Genomic DNA, 15,612 nt, shown 5'->3' on the forward strand with positions numbered 1-15,612 from the left:
CGGACGAGAATTCTCGCCTGGACTAGGCTGAGAACATGCAGATTGCTCGTATCTCACTGGAATCAGGTCCCCGCTACGCAATTGTCGATCGCGACACGGACGAGTATGTGGTCCTGGCCGGTGATCCGATTTTCCAAGGTCTCGACACGACGGGCCAGCGCGTGCCCATGAGAAACACGCGGGTTTTGTCTCCGATTATCCCGCGTTCGAAGGTTGTTGCGGTCGGCCGGAACTACGCCGCCCACATCGAAGAGATGGGATCGGCGACGCCAGAGAATCCGCTCCTCTTTTTCAAACCCAATACCTCCGTGATCGGCCCCGATGACGCCATCATCCAGCCTGCCTGGTCGAATGAGATCTCCTACGAGGCAGAGCTCGCCGTTGTCATCGGCAGGCCGTGCAAGGACGTGCCCATCGAGCGGGTCGACGACGTCATCTACGGCTACACCATCGCGAACGACGTGACTGCCCGCGATGTTCAGCGCGCCGAGGAACAGTGGGCGCGGGCGAAGGGCTTTGACACGTCATGCCCGCTCGGCCCTGTCATCGACCTCGACTACGAACCATCGGACGTCGCTATCCGGTCCTACGTTAACGGCGAGCTGAGGCAGGATGGTCGCTCCTCACAGATGATCCGGCCAGTTAACGAACTCGTCTCCTACATCTCGCATGCGTTTTCGCTCCTTCCCGGTGATGTCATTCTTACCGGAACCCCGGCAGGGGTGGGCACCATCGTCCCTGGTGACACCGTCGAGATCGAGATCGACGGGCTTGGCACGTTGAGCAATGAGCTACGCAGCACCTGACAGGTGTTGATGGATTTTTCCAGTGAATGACGGCTATGTCGTAGGTCACGCGATAAGGTGGAAGAAGAAGGTTAACGGGACAACGTTGCCATCCATCCTGCCCTCGTAGAAGGAGGCCCCTGTGGCTTTACATACCGACATTCCGACCTCGACAGACATCGAACGTCTCGCCGCTGCTCGGCACGACTACTGCGTCTCGATTTATGTGCCGACGTCGCCTATCACGCAAGACACCGAGACCGCGCGGCTCGAACTTCGCAACGCTGCAGACGATGCCTACAGGCAACTGACAGACGCGGGCTTGTCCCGACAGGAAGCCGAAGCGATCACCGGGCACGTTGACGCTCTCACGAGCGACGGTCTGTTCTGGGCGTACATGTCCCACTCGTTGGCGGTTTTTTTCAGTAGCGATGGTGTGGCAACCTTCCGGCTTCCGAACCTGCTCACCTCAACAGTGCAGGTTTCCGACCGTTTCCACATTAAGCCGTTGCTACGTGCCGTGACGTTCCCGCACACGGCCTTCGTTCTTGCGCTTTCCCAGAACGCCGCCCGACTTATTGAGATCACGGCCGACTCACCTGCCTTCGATGTCGAGGTGCAGGACATGCCGACCAGTCTCGAAGATGCTGTCGGTCGATTCGATGATGCAAACCGGAGCTCGTTCGACCGTATGGACTACGGCGTCATGAAGCAGGTCCGACTGCCGCAGTACGCGCGTATGGTGGACCAGGCTGTACGGCCTGTACTCGCCGGCGGTGAGCGGCCTCTCATCCTCGCCGCCGCGGAACCTTTAGCGGGCATCTACCGGTCGGTCTCGTCGACGACGAAGCTCGCGAGCCACGGAATCGATGGTAACCCTGACGATCGAGACAACACCGAGCTATCGAACGCCGCGCGGTCCATCCTCGATGAGATTTATGCGGACGACATCGCGCAGGTGCGTGAGGACCTCCTCGAGAACTACCCGCGCGACCGGGTCGCGTTCGACAGCGCCCGGATCGCCCGGGCCGCGACCTTCGGCGCGGTCGACACCCTCCTCGTCGACATCGACAATCACCAGGCCGGTTTCCTTGACGAAGCCGATGGCAAACTGACCTTCGGTGATGAGAACGACACTCGCTATTACGGCATCAGCGATGAGATTGCCCGTCGGGCTCTGCGCACCGGAGCCAGGGTACTCGCCGTGCGGGCGGAGGACATCCCCGAGGGAGGCCCCGTCGCCGCGTTGCTCCGCTATCCGATCTAGAATTGTCCCTCTGCCCGCGGTAGGGGGACACACCTCATTGGTGTGGCTTGGCTCAGTCCAGGCTGGCGACTGCGCGCGTCATCCGTTCGAGAGCCTCGTCGAGGATCGGACCAGTTGTGCCGAAGATGAGCCTCATGTACTTCTCGTACCCGGTGCCGCAATGAGCTCCATCGGTCAGGGACACACCGTGTTCGCGGAAGAACCGTACGGGTGATTCGACCCGGTCAGCCAAGCCGGAGGCGTCAACCCAGGCGATGTACGTGCCCTCCGGTACGAAGGTCGACAGTCCCGGTATGGAATTGATTCCCTCAGCCACGCGGTGTCGCCTATCATCAAGCTCGGCTTTGACGGTCGCCAACCATTCTCCGGGGTCTCGATAGACGGCTGTGGCTGCTTCGACACCGAGGGTGTTGATCTGGCCCTCGATGAGGCCCGCCGGGGTAGCGATGGTGTCCCGGAAGGGCTCGTCGACGATCATCTGTGCAACCTTGAGTCCGGGAGTGTTCCACCCCTTCGAGGTTGACGTCGCTGTGACCGTGTGCCGAGTAGCCCGCTCAGAGATAGTGGCGTAGGGGATGTGGACGCCATCGAAAACGTGCGGGGCGTGGATTTCATCAGAAAAGACCGTCGCGCCATTGTCTGACGCGATTTGCTCGACGATCGCGAGTTCGTCTCGGTCAAGTACCCTGCCCACCGGGTTCCACGGATTGCAGAGAATGAAAAGACCGCCACCTGACAGGGCACGGTCGATGCCGTCGTAGTCGAGCACCCACCGGCCGTCCTCGACGAGGCTCGGCACCTCGATGAGTTCACGGCCTTCCTCGGCGGGAACCGTGAGGAACGGCATATAGGCCGGGGTCGGGAGCACGACCGGCCCGTCGGGCACGAGATGACGAAGGGTCTCCCGAAGCACCGCCAGCACGTCTGGGAAGAGAAAGACGGAGGCCGGCTCGACCTTCCAGCTGTAGGCTGCGGACATGTGCTCGGCTGTCGCCTCGCGGAGGTCGTCCGCCATGCGGCGGGGGAGGTAGCCGATGGCGCCGCTGTCAGCCCGGGCCCGCAGGCACTCGGAGACGACCGGGGGAACCCCGAAGTCCATCTCGGCCACAAACATACCGATCGTGCCGGGGATCGCCGTCCATTTGAGCGAGCCAGTGGCTCGGAGGGTATCGGGTGTGATGCTGTCGAACATGACTCCACCTTAGGCGCCGCGGGGGAATCCGCGACAGCCGTTATAGTCTGATGTCATGACAGATGTTCGCGTTCGTTTCTGCCCCTCGCCGACGGGCACACCTCATGTCGGCCTCATCCGCACCGCCTTGTTCAACTGGGCATATGCCCGGCACACGGGCGGTACCTTCGTGTTCCGCATCGAGGACACGGATGCTGCGAGGGACTCGGAGGAGTCCTACGAGCAGCTGCTTGACGCGATGAGATGGCTCGGCTTGGACTGGGATGAGGGTGTTGAGGTGGGAGGTCCGCACGGGCCGTACCGTCAGTCTCAGAGGCTCGACATCTATGCGGATGTTGCCCAGAAACTTCTTGAGGGAGGGTACGCGTACGAGTCGTTCTCCACACCTGAGGAAGTTGAGGAGCGTCACCGCGCGGCGGGGCGTGATCCGAAACTCGGTTACGACGGTTTCGACCGAAACCTCAGCGAGCTACAGAAGGCGGAGTACCGAGCTGAAGGACGCCAGCCCGTCCTCCGTATGCGGATGCCCGATGATGATGTGACCTTTGTCGACGCAGTCCGCGGAGAGATCACGTTCTCGCCCGGGTCGATTCCTGACTTCGTCATTGTTCGCGGCAATGGTCAGCCGCTCTATACGCTGACGAACCCGGTTGATGATGCTCTCATGGACATCACACACGTTCTGCGCGGTGAGGACCTGCTGTCATCCACTCCTCGCCAGGTTGTCCTTCATCGAGCGCTAGTCGAGCTCGGCATCGCCAAGCAGATCCCGACCTTCGGTCACTTGCCCTACGTTATGGGTGAGGGCAATAAGAAGCTGTCGAAGCGTGACCCACAGTCGAACCTCTTCCTTCACCGCGAGAAGGGAATGATCCCCGAGGGGCTCGTCAACTATCTCGCTCTCCTCGGGTGGTCGATTGCGCCCGACAACGACATCTTCACGATCGATGAGATGGTCGAGGCTTTCGACATCGCCGACGTCAATCCGAATCCGGCCCGGTTCGACGAGAAAAAGGCGATCGCAATCAACGCTGAGCACATTCGCCGCCTCGACACGGACGATTTCGTACGCCGCATTGTCCCCTTCCTCGGGGACGCTGTCTCCGCCTCGTCGTTCGACGAGCTGACCCCCATGGAGCAGAGGATTCTCCGAGGTGCCGCACCGCTCGCCCAAACGCGCATTCAGACGTTGTCGGACACTCTGCCTCTCGTTCACTTTCTTTTCGTCCGGGCACACGAGATCAACTACGATCCGAAGGCTCTCGCGAAGTTCCGCGAGTCGGCTCCCCAGGTGCTTGCTATGGCGATCAAGCATCTGTCCGAACTTGACGACTTCACTGCGGAATCCATCAAGGAGACGATGTCGACCGCTGTCATCGAGACCCTTGGACTTAAACCCCGCGTCGCCTTTGCCCCGCTGTTCGTTGCGGTGAGCGGGTCGAACGTCTCTCTACCGGTCTTCGATTCCATGGAGTTGATCGGCCGGGAGAAGACAATCGAGCACCTGCAACAGCTTTCCGACTTCCTCAAGCGGCAACCCGACTCCGAATCCTGATACGGCGCTGACACCGATCGTGCTAGCCCATTCTCGGTAGGAGTGAGCGACGGTCGCCGTAGCCGTGATCACCTTCACCCGCGCGATTTTTGCGCAGAAAAAGTGGACGGGGTAGAGTCTTATCTTGCGCGCAGCCCCGGCTGCGAGCGAGATACCTTGGGGTATGGTGTAATCGGCAGCACGAGTGATTCTGGTTCATTTAGTCTAGGTTCGAGTCCTAGTACCCCAGCAAGGTCTCTTCGGAGATCGAGGCCCCGTTCGTCTAGCGGCCCAGGACGTCGCCCTCTCACGGCGGTAACACCGGTTCAAATCCGGTACGGGGTACGGATAGTGCAAGCTATCTCGGCAGTGTATGCTGTCACTCGGCAGTGCGTACTGCCGGCAGGCCCCGTTCGTCTAGCGGCCTAGGACGTCGCCCTCTCACGGCGGTAACACCGGTTCAAATCCGGTACGGGGTACAGAGTCAAGGCCTGAGCACATGCTCAGGCCTTTCTCTTGCCTGCGGGTCAAACGCGGGCGAGCGACATGATGTCGTCCTCGAATTCCCTGGCCACGTCCGACGAAACTGTCGCCCGCGTCTGAGATGTCGCGGTGAGATAGTCCTCAAGCTCCGGCCCTCGTGCCGCACTTCCCGCGTCGTCGGTGACGGCACGTTCGAACGCGGCCTGAGAGGCGCCGCGTGCGGCGTACTCAATATCGGCAGGCGAAAAACCCTCGCTCGCATGGACGAGCACGTCAAGGTCAAGTTGGTCGCGGCATGCCTCGGGGATGAATGTCAGCCAGATGGCGCGGCGCGCCTCGTCATCCGGCAGTCCGATGGGTATGACGTAGTCGAAGCGGCCGTGCCTGAGGAAGGCCGGGTCGAGGGCGCGGATAAAGTTCGTGGCACAGATGAGAAGACGTCCGGGCTTCTCCCGAAAGCTCGGGATGACCTTGAGTAGCTCATTTGTCACGGCCTGCGTGGGCGAGGGCGGCTCGCCGCCACGTCGTGAGGCGATCTCCTCAACCTCATCAATAAAGACGACCGCGTGGTCCAGTCCGTCGATCTTTTCAAATGCCTCGCGTAGCTCACCGGCGAGCCCGCGTGGGGAGGCTGCAAGTCGGGACGGGAAGACCTCGATAAAGGGCCACTCGAGCCGTGACGCGATGGCCTTCGCGAAGGTGGTTTTACCTGTCCCGGGTGGTCCGAAGAGAACAATGGCGCGGGGCGGAACCACGCCGAACCGTTCGGCCGTAGCAGGGTCACCAAGCGGCAGAACAAGGCGTCGTTCGAGAAGCTCTTTCTCCCTCGTCATACCGCCGATTGCATCCCACCTGTCTCTGCCGAGCATGCGCCCGCCGAGCTCCCGAAGGAGGAGTATCTCCTCCTGACGGATCGGAATTGTGCGCTCGAAGTAGCGCAAATGGCGCTGGTCGGCGAAGCCGGCTCGGCTGAGTGAGGCGACGTGCTCGATCTCGTCCGGGACGAGGATCGACATGCGGCTGATGCCTTGGGATGCGAGGCGTTGCTCGATCGCACCCAGCATCGCCCGAGAGATGCCGCGGCGACGCCACTTCTCAGCAACAGCCAAGAAGACGATCCATGCCTGCTCGTGAGCCGCACGTGCGACTGTGACGCCCGCGATCTCATCCCCGATGACGGCGACGACGGCAGTATCTGCCCTCGTTGAGGCGATGACCTCGTTCAGCGCGTAGACGGGCACGTCAACCTGCGCGACATACTGCTCCCATAATCGAAGGAAGCCGTCGAGGTCGTTGGGCTGGAAATCACGGATTCGCCATGTCGTCACGGGCGCTCTTCTTTCGCTCTGCTATTGATGGTGGACACCGTACCGAAAGAACCGCCGCCTGTGGCGTATGTCTCGTTCGGCGAGCATAGGTGTTGACATCGTTGTCGCAAGCTCCCGCCCTCATCTCACATGACAGGGGCAGCCCCGGTATGGGACTGCCCCTGTCATTCGAGTGTGTCAGCGCCGTCCGATAAGGCGCCAGGTAGACGGCAGAAGCGCCATGGCGGCGAGACCCTTGATGGCGTCGCCGATGAGGAACGGCAGCACGCCCATCTGAAGCCCCGACCCAAGATCAGCGCCTGTCGCGACCATGAGCCACGGCAGTCCGATGGAGTAGATGAGTGCGGAACAGGCGAGGACGAGGAGCGCGGTTCCTCCGACGGTGCGGTCGAACCCGCGGTCAGCGAGTGCGCCAGCCGCGGCGGCGGCGAGGACATATCCGACAATGTAGCCGAAGGATGCTGCCACCCATCCCGAGCCGCCGTCAGCGAAGACCGGGGCGCCAGCTAAGCCAAGTGCCATGTAGAGCCCAAGCGAGAGTGCCCCCTTGGCTGGGCCGAGCGCTGCACCGGTGAGGATGACAGCGAAGGTCGCGAGGGAGAGGGGTACCGGGGTGAATCCGAGCGGGATGATGATCTGAGCGGCGAGCGCGACACTCGCTGTGCCGCCGAGGACGAGAGCGACATCGTGAACTCGCGAGACCGAGAGCCGGTCAGCGAGAACGCCTGCAGTTGCGATAGCGGGAGTGGACACAGTCCGCCTTCCATATGTACGAATCAGTAAGTTACTAAATAGTAAGTCGTCGGGGCTCCCTGTTCTAGGCTGTCAGGCAATGACCCGGCCCTTCGCGAGCAAGGTCACACGCGCGAAGGGCCCCGGCTATCCGAAGTGCCACAACTGTCGGATAATGGTGGACATGGGACTTGAGCACGGAAAGATCAGTGGGGATCGCCGCCAGTACGATGGAGGTTCGCTCCATGAGGACAGCCTCCCGAGGGCACCGAAAGAGCTCTTTGAGGAGTGGCTCTCACGCGCCTTCGAGGAGGATCTTCGGGACCCCAATGCCATGGTTCTGTCGACCGTCGACGGCAGGGGAGCACCATCAAGCCGAGTCGTTCTTGCGAAGGCTGTAGACGATCGTGGCATCGTGTTCTACACGAACTACGACTCCCGCAAGGCGAACGAGATCGAACACAATCGACGCGTCGCGCTCCTCTTTCATTGGCGCGAGCTTGATCGCGTGGTCCGTATCGAAGGGCGGGCCACCCGAGTGTCTGGCGAGGAAGCCGATGCCTACTTCTACTCACGTCCACCCGGGTCTAATGTCGGCGCCATGGTCTCACCTCAGTCGCGGGTTATCGCCAGCAGGGAAGAACTGCTTGGCCAGGTCAATGAGCTGGCCGCACGGGTCGAAGCCGGTGAGGCCGAGGTGGTTCGCCCGGACAACTGGGGCGGCTACCTCGTTGTTCCCGCGGTAGTCGAGTTCTGGCAGGGGCGAGCCGACCGGCTACATGACCGAATTCGCTACCGTCGCGACGGCGAGGACTGGATCATCGACCGGCTCGCCCCGTAGGGAATCGACGTCGCGTCACTGCCCGATCGGAGCACCTCGAACATAATCAACCAACGTGCCAGCGTCCTTTGGGGCGCCATTGCCGGCGCCGCGAAGGCCGTCCTTTAAAACGTTCGGCTGAGAGATGATCAGCCCTGACAGACCGTCGACTCCCCAGTCGTACAGCGCTGGCGACAGCGGGGTGCTTGGTCCCGTGAGGACGACATATGCCCCGCGGGCAAGATCGAGGAGCCGCGGCAGGGTCTTGTTGACGAGTGTCGAACCGGTGATGAAGACGGCATCCTGTTCTGGTAGCAGGTACTCGGCGGCGCTGTCGATGTAGTCACCCCTGCGTGGATTCCGTTCGATAATCGTGAGTTCGCCCGCTTCCTCGAGGCGCGATTCGATGGAGGGAAAATGGCCGATAACAGCCACCTTCTTACCCGTGATCCTGGGGCGATGAACATCGAACGCCCCGCTCTGGGGTAGCCGGTTGCCGCACGCATCCGCTCGTTCCATGTTGTTGTACCACGCGTTGATCGCCGCGACGCCGATGCTGGACTCGACGAGGTTCCACGACCGTACGAGCAGGGCGGCCTCGCGTAGCGGCCGACCGACGAGCGAGGACCGACTGCCGGGGCGGCTACGGATGTTCAGTGTCATTGCCACCCCGACCGTCCCGTCACCCGCTTCCACCCACGTCCAGATCGGATTTGCCTGGTAGTCACGCACCATCACACCGGCAGGGATTCCGTCGATGAGATCGTCATACAGGGCCCAGGGGTTCATGTGTCGATCCTAGCCGAGCAGCAGTCGTGAGCCGCGGCGGCTGACAATCACAGGACTTCTTTCAGTGGCTTGATGAGATGCTCCCAACGCCAGACCCTATCGACCCATTCTTTGCCACGTGCGCCCATGGCTTTCGCCCGCTCCGGATCCTCGAGGAGATAGGTGAGGGCTGCGACGAGCGCATGGCCGGATCTGCCATTGACGACAAGACCGGTTTCTCCTGGCAACACAGCCTCGGGCGCACCCCCTGAGTTGCCCGCGACAACGGGCAGGCCCGCGGCGTAGGCCTCAAGGTAGACGATGCCGAGGCCTTCGATATCGAGGCCTCCCCCTCGGGTGCGGCACGGCATCGCATAGATGTCCCCGAGTGAATAGTGCCCAGCGAGCTCCGCGTAGGGGACCTCACCCGTGAAGATGATCGAATCTTTGGCGGGCGATGCTTCCCGCATCCCATCGAGCTTCTCGCGGTACGGGCCTTTTCCGACGATGACGAGGCGAGCGGTGGGAAAGCGCTGGGCAATAACGTGCCAGTTCTCGATGAGGAGGTCTTGCCCCTTGCGCTCGACGAGGCGGGAAATGCAGATGACGACCGGAGCGTTCTCGTCAATCCTGTAGCGCTCGCGGAGCTCGCGGCGGAAGTCCCCGTCAAAAGCGAAGGCTTCCGGGTTGATCCCACCCGGCAGTCGTAGCCTTCCCGTGTGCTGGAGCAGGGGATCGAGTCGCCCAAGCGTCGCCTTCGTCAGATACGTGACGATATCGTTGTCGCGGAAGATCCGGGCCAGGAACTGGCGCGCGCCGGGAACCATCGACCAGCCGATCTCATGACCGTGGGTTGTCGCGATTGTCTGGGACGCCCCGGCCGCGCGAGCTGCTCGCGCCATGATTCCCAGGGGAGTCGATGCGCCAAACCACACGTTCTCGATGTCGTGTTCACGGATGATGTGTTGCATCGTCTGCCGCACGCGCGGGGTCGGCAACATCATCGTTCCGGGGTAGCGGATAACCTTGTACGGCACCGAGGCGTCGTATTCCTCGGCCCCGCCATCGGGTGGTGAGGACGCGTAGACGACGAGCCGGTCCGGATCGAGCTGTCCGACGAAACCTTCGAGGTAAGTCTGGATTCCTCCGGTTCTCGGTGGAAAATCGTTCGTCACGAGGAGAGTGCGCTGCATGGCACTATCCTCCCAGATCGTCGGACCTCACCGGTCATCGCAGACACGCATGCGCCCCGGAGGACCGGGGCGCATGAAGGGGGAAGGATGCCTCTCTGTTCAGTAATCTTCTGACCGCTTGAGGACCTCGGTTAACCTGTTGGCTGCGGCGACGACCGCGACGGAATGCTGGCGGCCCGGCTGACGGCCCATCCGCTCAATCGGGCCGGAGATCGACACCGCCGCGACGACGCGGCCGCTTGGGCCCCACACGGGAGCGGAGATCGAGGCGACTCCGGGCTCGCGCTCGGCCACAGACTGGGCCCAGCGGCGCCGACGAACTGCGGACAGCGTCGTGGCGGTAAAGTTTGCCCCATGCAGCCCTCGGTGGAGCCGGTCCGGCTCCTCCCATGCGAGAAGAACCTGAGCGGCTGAGCCCGCGAGCATCGAAAGAGCAGCCCCGACGGGGATCGTGTCCCTTAATCCGCCAAGATTGCGCTCTGCGGCGGCGACGCAGATGCGAACGTCGCCCTGGCGGCGGAAGAGCTGAGCAGATTCGCCGGTGTGGTCGCGAAGCGCGATGAGAACGGGCTTGGCCGCTGCGAGGAGCGGGTCTCCACCTGCGGCGGAGGCGAGCTCCTCCATCCGGGGACCTAGAATAAAGCGGCCCTGCATGTCCCTCGTAACGAAACGGTGATACTCAAGCGCGACTGCGAGGCGGTGTGCTGTCGGTCGGGCGAGGTGCGTTGCCGAGACGAGCTGGGCAAGGGTGTGGGGCCCCGATTCGAGAGCCCCAAGAACGGCAGCGGCCTTGTCGAGAACGCCGACTCCGGATCCCTGAGAGTTGTCCATGTAGTGATACTGTCATCTCGCCCTTTGATACGCAAGTGCGTTACACTTCGCGAAGGCAGATCCTGATCACACCGACGACACAAAGGAGAGAGTCATGGGGACGACCCTGGCCGAGAAGGTTTGGAAGTCGCACATTGTTGCGCACGGCGAAGACGGGGCTCCCGATCTCCTTTACATTGATCTTCACCTCGTCCACGAGGTGACAAGCCCGCAAGCCTTCGAGGGATTGCGTCTCGCTGGACGCGAGGTTCGCCGCCCCGACCTTACGATCGCAACTGAGGACCACAACGTCCCGACCCTCAACATTGATCTCCCAATTGCGGACAAGGTCTCGGCTAAGCAGATCGATACACTGCGCAAGAACGCAAAGGACTTCGGCATTCGCCTGCATTCGCTCGGCGACTCTGACCAGGGCATCGTCCACGTCGTCGGACCGCAACTTGGCCTGACCCAGCCCGGCCTGACCGTCGTTTGTGGCGATTCCCACACGTCGACGCACGGCGCCTTTGGGGCGCTCGCCATGGGTATTGGCACCTCCGAAGTTGAGCATGTGCTCGCAACCCAGACTCTGCCGCTTCAGCCGTTCAAGACGATGGCGATCAACGTTAACGGAACGTTGCGTCCGGGCACGACGGCGAAGGACATCATCCTCGCGATCATCGCGAAGATCGGGACGGGCGGTGGAGCTGGCTACGTGCTCGAGTATCGTGGTGAGGCCATCGAGGCGCTGTCGATGGAGGCGCGCATGACGATCTGCAATATGTCGATCGAGGCAGGCGCGCGCGCCGGCATGATCGCCCCTGACACGACAACATTCGAGTACCTCAAGGGCCGCCCGCACGCCCCCGAAGGGGCGGAATGGGATCGTGCCGTCGAGTACTGGACGTCACTGCGAACGGACGACGACGCGGTTTTCGATGCTGAGGTCGACCTCGATGCCGCGGAGCTCGAGCCGTTTGTCACGTGGGGAACGAACCCCGGCCAGGGTCTGCCGATCTCAGCTTCCGTTCCGGATCCGGAGGATTTCGCGGACGAGAGCCAGCGCTACGCGGCCCAGCGAGCCCTGGAATACATGGGCCTTGAGCCGGGAACGAAGATCAAGGACATTCGGGTCGACACGGTCTTCATGGGATCGTGCACGAACGGTCGCATTGAGGACTTGCGGAACATCGCGGATGTCATCCGCGGCAAGAAGAAGGATCCCAATGTGCGCGTCATGGTCGTGCCCGGCTCGGCACGCGTCCGCCTTCAGGCAGAGGCTGAGGGCCTGGACACGATCTTCACGGACTTCGGTGCGGAGTGGCGCAACGCTGGCTGCTCGATGTGCCTCGGCATGAACCCCGATCAGCTCCAGCCCGGCGAGCGCGCCGCCTCGACCTCGAACCGCAACTTTGAGGGCAGGCAGGGCAAGGGTGGACGGACGCACCTCGTGTCGCCGCTCGTGGCTGCAGCCACCGCGATCCGCGGCACCATCTCGACCCCTTCGGACCTGTAAGGATTGATCATGGAAAAGTTCAGCACTCACACCGGCATCGGCGTCCCGCTCCGCCGCTCCAACGTCGACACCGACCAGATCATCCCAGCGGTCTACCTCAAGCGAGTGACCCGCACGGGATTTGAGGACGCTCTTTTTGCCGCCTGGCGCAACGATCCGGACTTCGTTCTCAATCAGGAGGACTACAGATCTGGGTCCGTCCTTGTCGCCGGTGAAGACTTCGGCACCGGCTCCTCTCGCGAGCACGCTGTGTGGGCACTCAAAGACTATGGATTCCGCGCCGTCCTGGCTCCGCGCTTTGCCGACATCTTCCGCGGTAATTCCGCCAAGCAAGGGCTCGTCGCTGGCGTCATTACCCAGGATGACGCGGAGCAACTGTGGAAGATTCTCGAGACCCAGCCTGGTACCGAGGTGACAGTTGACCTCGTCGACCGCACCGTCACCGCCGGAGGGTTTTCGACAACGTTTGAGATTGATGACTACACGCGCTGGCGTCTCATGGAGGGTCTCGACGACATCGGACTGACCCTTCGCCAGGAGGGCGCCATCACTGAGTTCGAGAAGTCCCGTCCGAGCTACAAGCCCGCCACCCTACCGGCCAAAACTCTCCCAGCTGTCGAGGTCGTCTCGGCACGTCCAGTCGATGGGGAGGCCCCGCTCGCCTAATGTGAGCGCATGAAGATCATCAGGCTCGTCACCGACGGTGACGCCGAAGAGCTCACGAGGTTACTCGTGACATCGCGAGAATTCCTCGCGCCGTTTGAACCGCGGCGCGAGGATTCTTACTTTGAGCTGGATTACCAACGCCAAATCATCGCGGCCAAGCTCGTCTCCTACGAGTCTGGGTCTGTCATGCCCTTCGTCATCGTTGATCACAGCGCAATCGTTGGTCAGCTCTCGCTCGACCGGATCGAGTTCGGGCCCTACCGGTCGGCCGAGATCGGCTATTGGGTCGCGCAGAGAGATGCGGGGCGGGGGATTGCAACGGGCGCCGTCGCCGAGGCTCTTCGCTTTGCGGGGCAACTCGGGCTTGCCCGCATTGTCGCAGCGACTCTGCCTGACAATCATCCGTCGATGAAGGTGCTCCGGCGCAATGGCTTCACCGAGTTCGGGCGGGCGAGCCAGTATATGGAGATCGCAGGCAAACGGAGCGATCACCTCCTGTTTGAACGGATTCTCGACGGCTCAAAAGGTTTGAGGGGAGATACCGAGCTTCACCGAGTCCGGTAACGAGAAAATGTGCAGAGCATTTGCGCAATAACAGTTGCGCAAAAGTCTTGAATTAATTTTATTGCCGGTTTACGGTCGAGCCATGGATACAGCACAGGGCTCGACATCGATCTGGTTGAACCGCAACTACGTGTGGTGGCTGGCGGGGGATACGACCGGGATGATCGGGCGGGTTTTCTCGCTTCTCATTGTGAGCTTCGTCGTTTTCGACCTGACGGGGTCAGAGGCGTCGGCAGGTACTCTGCAGACGATCATTCTCGCTCTCATGATGCTCGCCGCCATCCCCGGTGGCGTCATCGTCGACCGGATGGACCGCCGGACGCTCATTTACTTGTACGCGCTTCTTGGCGCTGCCGTCAGCGGAGGCATCTGTCTTTTCATCTACTCGGGCAACCTCACGTACGTGACTTTCGCGGTGCTCATGGGCGTCCTCGCGCTCGTGCACGGGTTCTTTGGCGAGGCGACGAATGCGGCGCTTCGGTCCATTATGTCGGACCGTGACTTTGTAAAGGCGCAGGCGGCGAACCAGGGGAGGGACGCCGCCGTCCAGCTCATCGCGCGGCCTCTCACCGGCTTCTTCTACGGCCTGTTCGCCTGGCTGCCATTCCTTATGTCGATGATCTTCTCGGCCATTCAGGGGTTCGTCTTCACGCGCGTGCGGACGTCACTTGTTCCGGCGAAGGAGATGGCGCCAGGACGCGCACTGGTCGGGACCGAGAGTTCTGCGGACACTTCAACGGTCGCGCGTGAAGCGCGGCATGCCGCGCCCGTCAAGCGGGCGTCGATGAGCGCGGACTTTGCGGAAGGTTTGCGCTATCTCACGAGCAGACGCACCCTCCTCGTCCTTGCACTCATCGTCACCGTCGTCAACCTCGGCATGGCAGGCGTCCAGTCGCTCATGATGCTCTCCCTCATCGCTCGCGGCTACCCGGCCGTCGAGGTTGGCTATCTCGGGATGGGGATTGGACTCGGTGTCATCCTGTCGTCGACTGTGGCTGGCCGCATCGCTGGCGAGCATCCGACGGGCGTGATCACAGCGACATCACTCGGCTGGTTCACGCTCGCCACCCTTCCGCTCCTCTTGTCGGACGGCTACTGGGTCATGATGGGTGTGTCGTTCGCGATCGGGCTCTGCCTCCCCATCATCAACGCTGCCTTGCTTGGCTATGTCCTAGGCCGCACACCTGAGTCATTCCAGGGGCGTGTCAGCAGCATCCTCGGCGTGGTCGCGCAAGGACTCTCTGCATTCGCCCCGCTCATCGCGGGCGTGAGTCTCGAGACGTACGGCTACGAGCGGACCGCGATCATCTTTGTCGCGATCTGCGCCCTGGGCGCCATCATCGCGATACTATCGCCACGAGTGCGCCGCATTCCCCGGCCGTCAGAATGGGAGAGCTATGACCGAGATGAGCCGACTCAAGGCCCTGTCACATCCGCTGAGGTTGCAGATTCTCCTCGTGCTTGATGTGTTAGACGAGGCGCGGACGTCGGATCTTGCCTCCGAACTTGGGGCGGCCGCCAACAAGGTGTCCTACCATCTGTCGATCCTCGAAGCGGGAGGCTTCATCAACAAGCGGGTTGGTGCCGATGCACGCGAGACGTGGTGGTCAGTCGACGAGGAGAAGATGAATCCGCCTCAGCCCGATCCGGCAGAGCGAGACTCCGAGGACAGTCGCGCAGCGTCGTATGCCATCCTCGAATACCTCCGGAGTCTTGTCCCTGATGTCACCGACGAGGAGAAAAACCAGTTTGTCATGCTCGGTGTCGTCTTTCTCACCCCTGACCAGCGCAAAGACCTCGCCAACCGGCTGAGCGAGCTATACGACGAGATTCGCGGGCTTTCCGATACGAACCGCCTCAGTGGCGATGGCGCTCTTTACGCGCTTGGCGCACAGCTCCTACCGGCGCGCCCCGACCAGCGATAAGCTCGCGAGGTGTCCTCCGCCCGGTAACC

At 62.0% G+C, this 15,612-nt stretch carries 15 protein-coding genes and 3 tRNA genes; 12 read left to right on the forward strand and 6 right to left on the reverse strand.

The features are described from left to right. Positions 1-35 precede the first annotated feature (35 nt). Together H7E91_RS04795 and H7E91_RS04800 are read left to right on the forward strand one after the other, a co-directional pair. Positions 36-806 (forward strand): fumarylacetoacetate hydrolase family protein, encoded by a 771-nt coding sequence (locus H7E91_RS04795; RefSeq protein WP_182353966.1) that lies wholly within the window; start codon positions 36-38, stop codon positions 804-806. Positions 807-927: 121 nt separating this feature from the next. After that, positions 928-2,052, forward strand: coding sequence for a baeRF11 domain-containing protein (locus tag H7E91_RS04800; RefSeq protein WP_182353967.1), 1,125 nt, complete (start codon positions 928-930; stop codon positions 2,050-2,052). A gap of 52 nt (positions 2,053-2,104) precedes the next feature. Here the strand turns inward: H7E91_RS04800 and H7E91_RS04805 are convergent, their stop codons facing one another. Next, positions 2,105-3,244 (reverse strand): MalY/PatB family protein, encoded by a 1,140-nt coding sequence (locus H7E91_RS04805; protein ID WP_182353968.1) that lies wholly within the window; start codon positions 3,242-3,244, stop codon positions 2,105-2,107. A 55-nt stretch (positions 3,245-3,299) separates the two neighbouring features. On the opposite strand from H7E91_RS04805, the gene gltX reads away from it, so the two are divergent. From gltX to H7E91_RS04825, 4 genes are all read left to right on the forward strand, one after another. Beyond that, a complete protein-coding gene (gene gltX, locus H7E91_RS04810; protein WP_182353969.1) occupies positions 3,300-4,799 on the forward strand; it encodes a glutamate--tRNA ligase in 1,500 nt (499 codons plus the stop codon). Positions 4,800-4,956: 157 nt separating this feature from the next. Further along, positions 4,957-5,028, forward strand: a tRNA-Gln gene (locus H7E91_RS04815). Positions 5,029-5,050: 22 nt separating this feature from the next. After that, positions 5,051-5,123 (forward strand) — tRNA-Glu (locus H7E91_RS04820). Between the two features lie 61 nt (positions 5,124-5,184). Further along, positions 5,185-5,257: transfer RNA gene (locus H7E91_RS04825), tRNA-Glu, on the forward strand. Between the two features lie 48 nt (positions 5,258-5,305). Here H7E91_RS04825 and H7E91_RS04830 read toward each other — a convergent pair. Next, complete coding sequence (locus H7E91_RS04830) at positions 5,306-6,589, reverse strand: GNAT family N-acetyltransferase (protein ID WP_182353970.1); 1,284 nt, start codon at positions 6,587-6,589, stop codon at positions 5,306-5,308. Positions 6,590-6,766: 177 nt separating this feature from the next. After that, on the reverse strand, positions 6,767-7,342 hold the full coding sequence (locus H7E91_RS04835) for a biotin transporter BioY (protein ID WP_182353971.1): 576 nt from the start codon (positions 7,340-7,342) through the stop codon (positions 6,767-6,769). Positions 7,343-7,505: 163 nt separating this feature from the next. Here H7E91_RS04835 and pdxH point away from each other — a divergent pair, with 163 nt between their 5' ends. After that, positions 7,506-8,162: a pyridoxamine 5'-phosphate oxidase gene (gene pdxH, locus H7E91_RS04840; protein WP_182353972.1), complete on the forward strand. Its 657-nt coding sequence runs from the start codon at positions 7,506-7,508 to the stop codon at positions 8,160-8,162. 15 nt (positions 8,163-8,177) lie between these two features. Here the strand turns inward: pdxH and H7E91_RS04845 are convergent, their stop codons facing one another. The 3 genes from H7E91_RS04845 to H7E91_RS04855 all read right to left on the reverse strand — a co-directional run bounded on the left by H7E91_RS04845 (position 8,178) and on the right by H7E91_RS04855 (position 10,933). Then, positions 8,178-8,930, reverse strand: a complete 753-nt coding sequence (locus H7E91_RS04845; RefSeq protein WP_182353973.1) for a DUF364 domain-containing protein — start codon at positions 8,928-8,930, stop codon at positions 8,178-8,180. A 47-nt stretch (positions 8,931-8,977) separates the two neighbouring features. Next, positions 8,978-10,102 carry a glycosyltransferase family 4 protein gene (locus tag H7E91_RS04850; protein ID WP_182353974.1) on the reverse strand — a complete coding sequence of 375 codons (1,125 nt, stop codon included), beginning with the start codon at positions 10,100-10,102 and terminating at the stop codon, positions 8,978-8,980. Positions 10,103-10,201: 99 nt separating this feature from the next. Further along, positions 10,202-10,933 carry an IclR family transcriptional regulator gene (locus H7E91_RS04855; RefSeq protein WP_126039609.1) on the reverse strand — a complete coding sequence of 244 codons (732 nt, stop codon included), beginning with the start codon at positions 10,931-10,933 and terminating at the stop codon, positions 10,202-10,204. A gap of 94 nt (positions 10,934-11,027) precedes the next feature. On the opposite strand from H7E91_RS04855, the gene leuC reads away from it, so the two are divergent. The 5 genes from leuC (at position 11,028) to H7E91_RS04880 (ending at position 15,583) form a co-directional block, all read left to right on the forward strand. After that, positions 11,028-12,428, forward strand: coding sequence for a 3-isopropylmalate dehydratase large subunit (gene leuC, locus H7E91_RS04860; RefSeq protein WP_182353975.1), 1,401 nt, complete (start codon positions 11,028-11,030; stop codon positions 12,426-12,428). Between the two features lie 9 nt (positions 12,429-12,437). Then, a complete protein-coding gene (gene leuD, locus H7E91_RS04865; protein WP_182353976.1) occupies positions 12,438-13,094 on the forward strand; it encodes a 3-isopropylmalate dehydratase small subunit in 657 nt (218 codons plus the stop codon). 9 nt (positions 13,095-13,103) lie between these two features. After that, positions 13,104-13,658: a GNAT family N-acetyltransferase gene (locus H7E91_RS04870; protein ID WP_182353977.1), complete on the forward strand. Its 555-nt coding sequence runs from the start codon at positions 13,104-13,106 to the stop codon at positions 13,656-13,658. 82 nt (positions 13,659-13,740) lie between these two features. Further along, positions 13,741-15,123 carry an MFS transporter gene (locus tag H7E91_RS04875; protein WP_182353978.1) on the forward strand — a complete coding sequence of 461 codons (1,383 nt, stop codon included), beginning with the start codon at positions 13,741-13,743 and terminating at the stop codon, positions 15,121-15,123. Next, the gene (locus H7E91_RS04880) at positions 15,116-15,583 is read left to right on the forward strand and encodes an ArsR/SmtB family transcription factor (RefSeq protein ID WP_338401732.1); all 468 of its coding nucleotides are present in this window, start codon (positions 15,116-15,118) and stop codon (positions 15,581-15,583) included. The genes H7E91_RS04875 and H7E91_RS04880 overlap by 8 nt, the downstream gene beginning before the upstream one ends. The last annotated feature ends 29 nt before the right edge of the window (positions 15,584-15,612 follow it).

It is taken from the genome of Flaviflexus huanghaiensis (assembly GCF_014118685.1).
In the GTDB taxonomy this organism is placed as follows: Bacteria; Actinomycetota; Actinomycetes; order Actinomycetales; family Actinomycetaceae; genus Flaviflexus; species Flaviflexus huanghaiensis.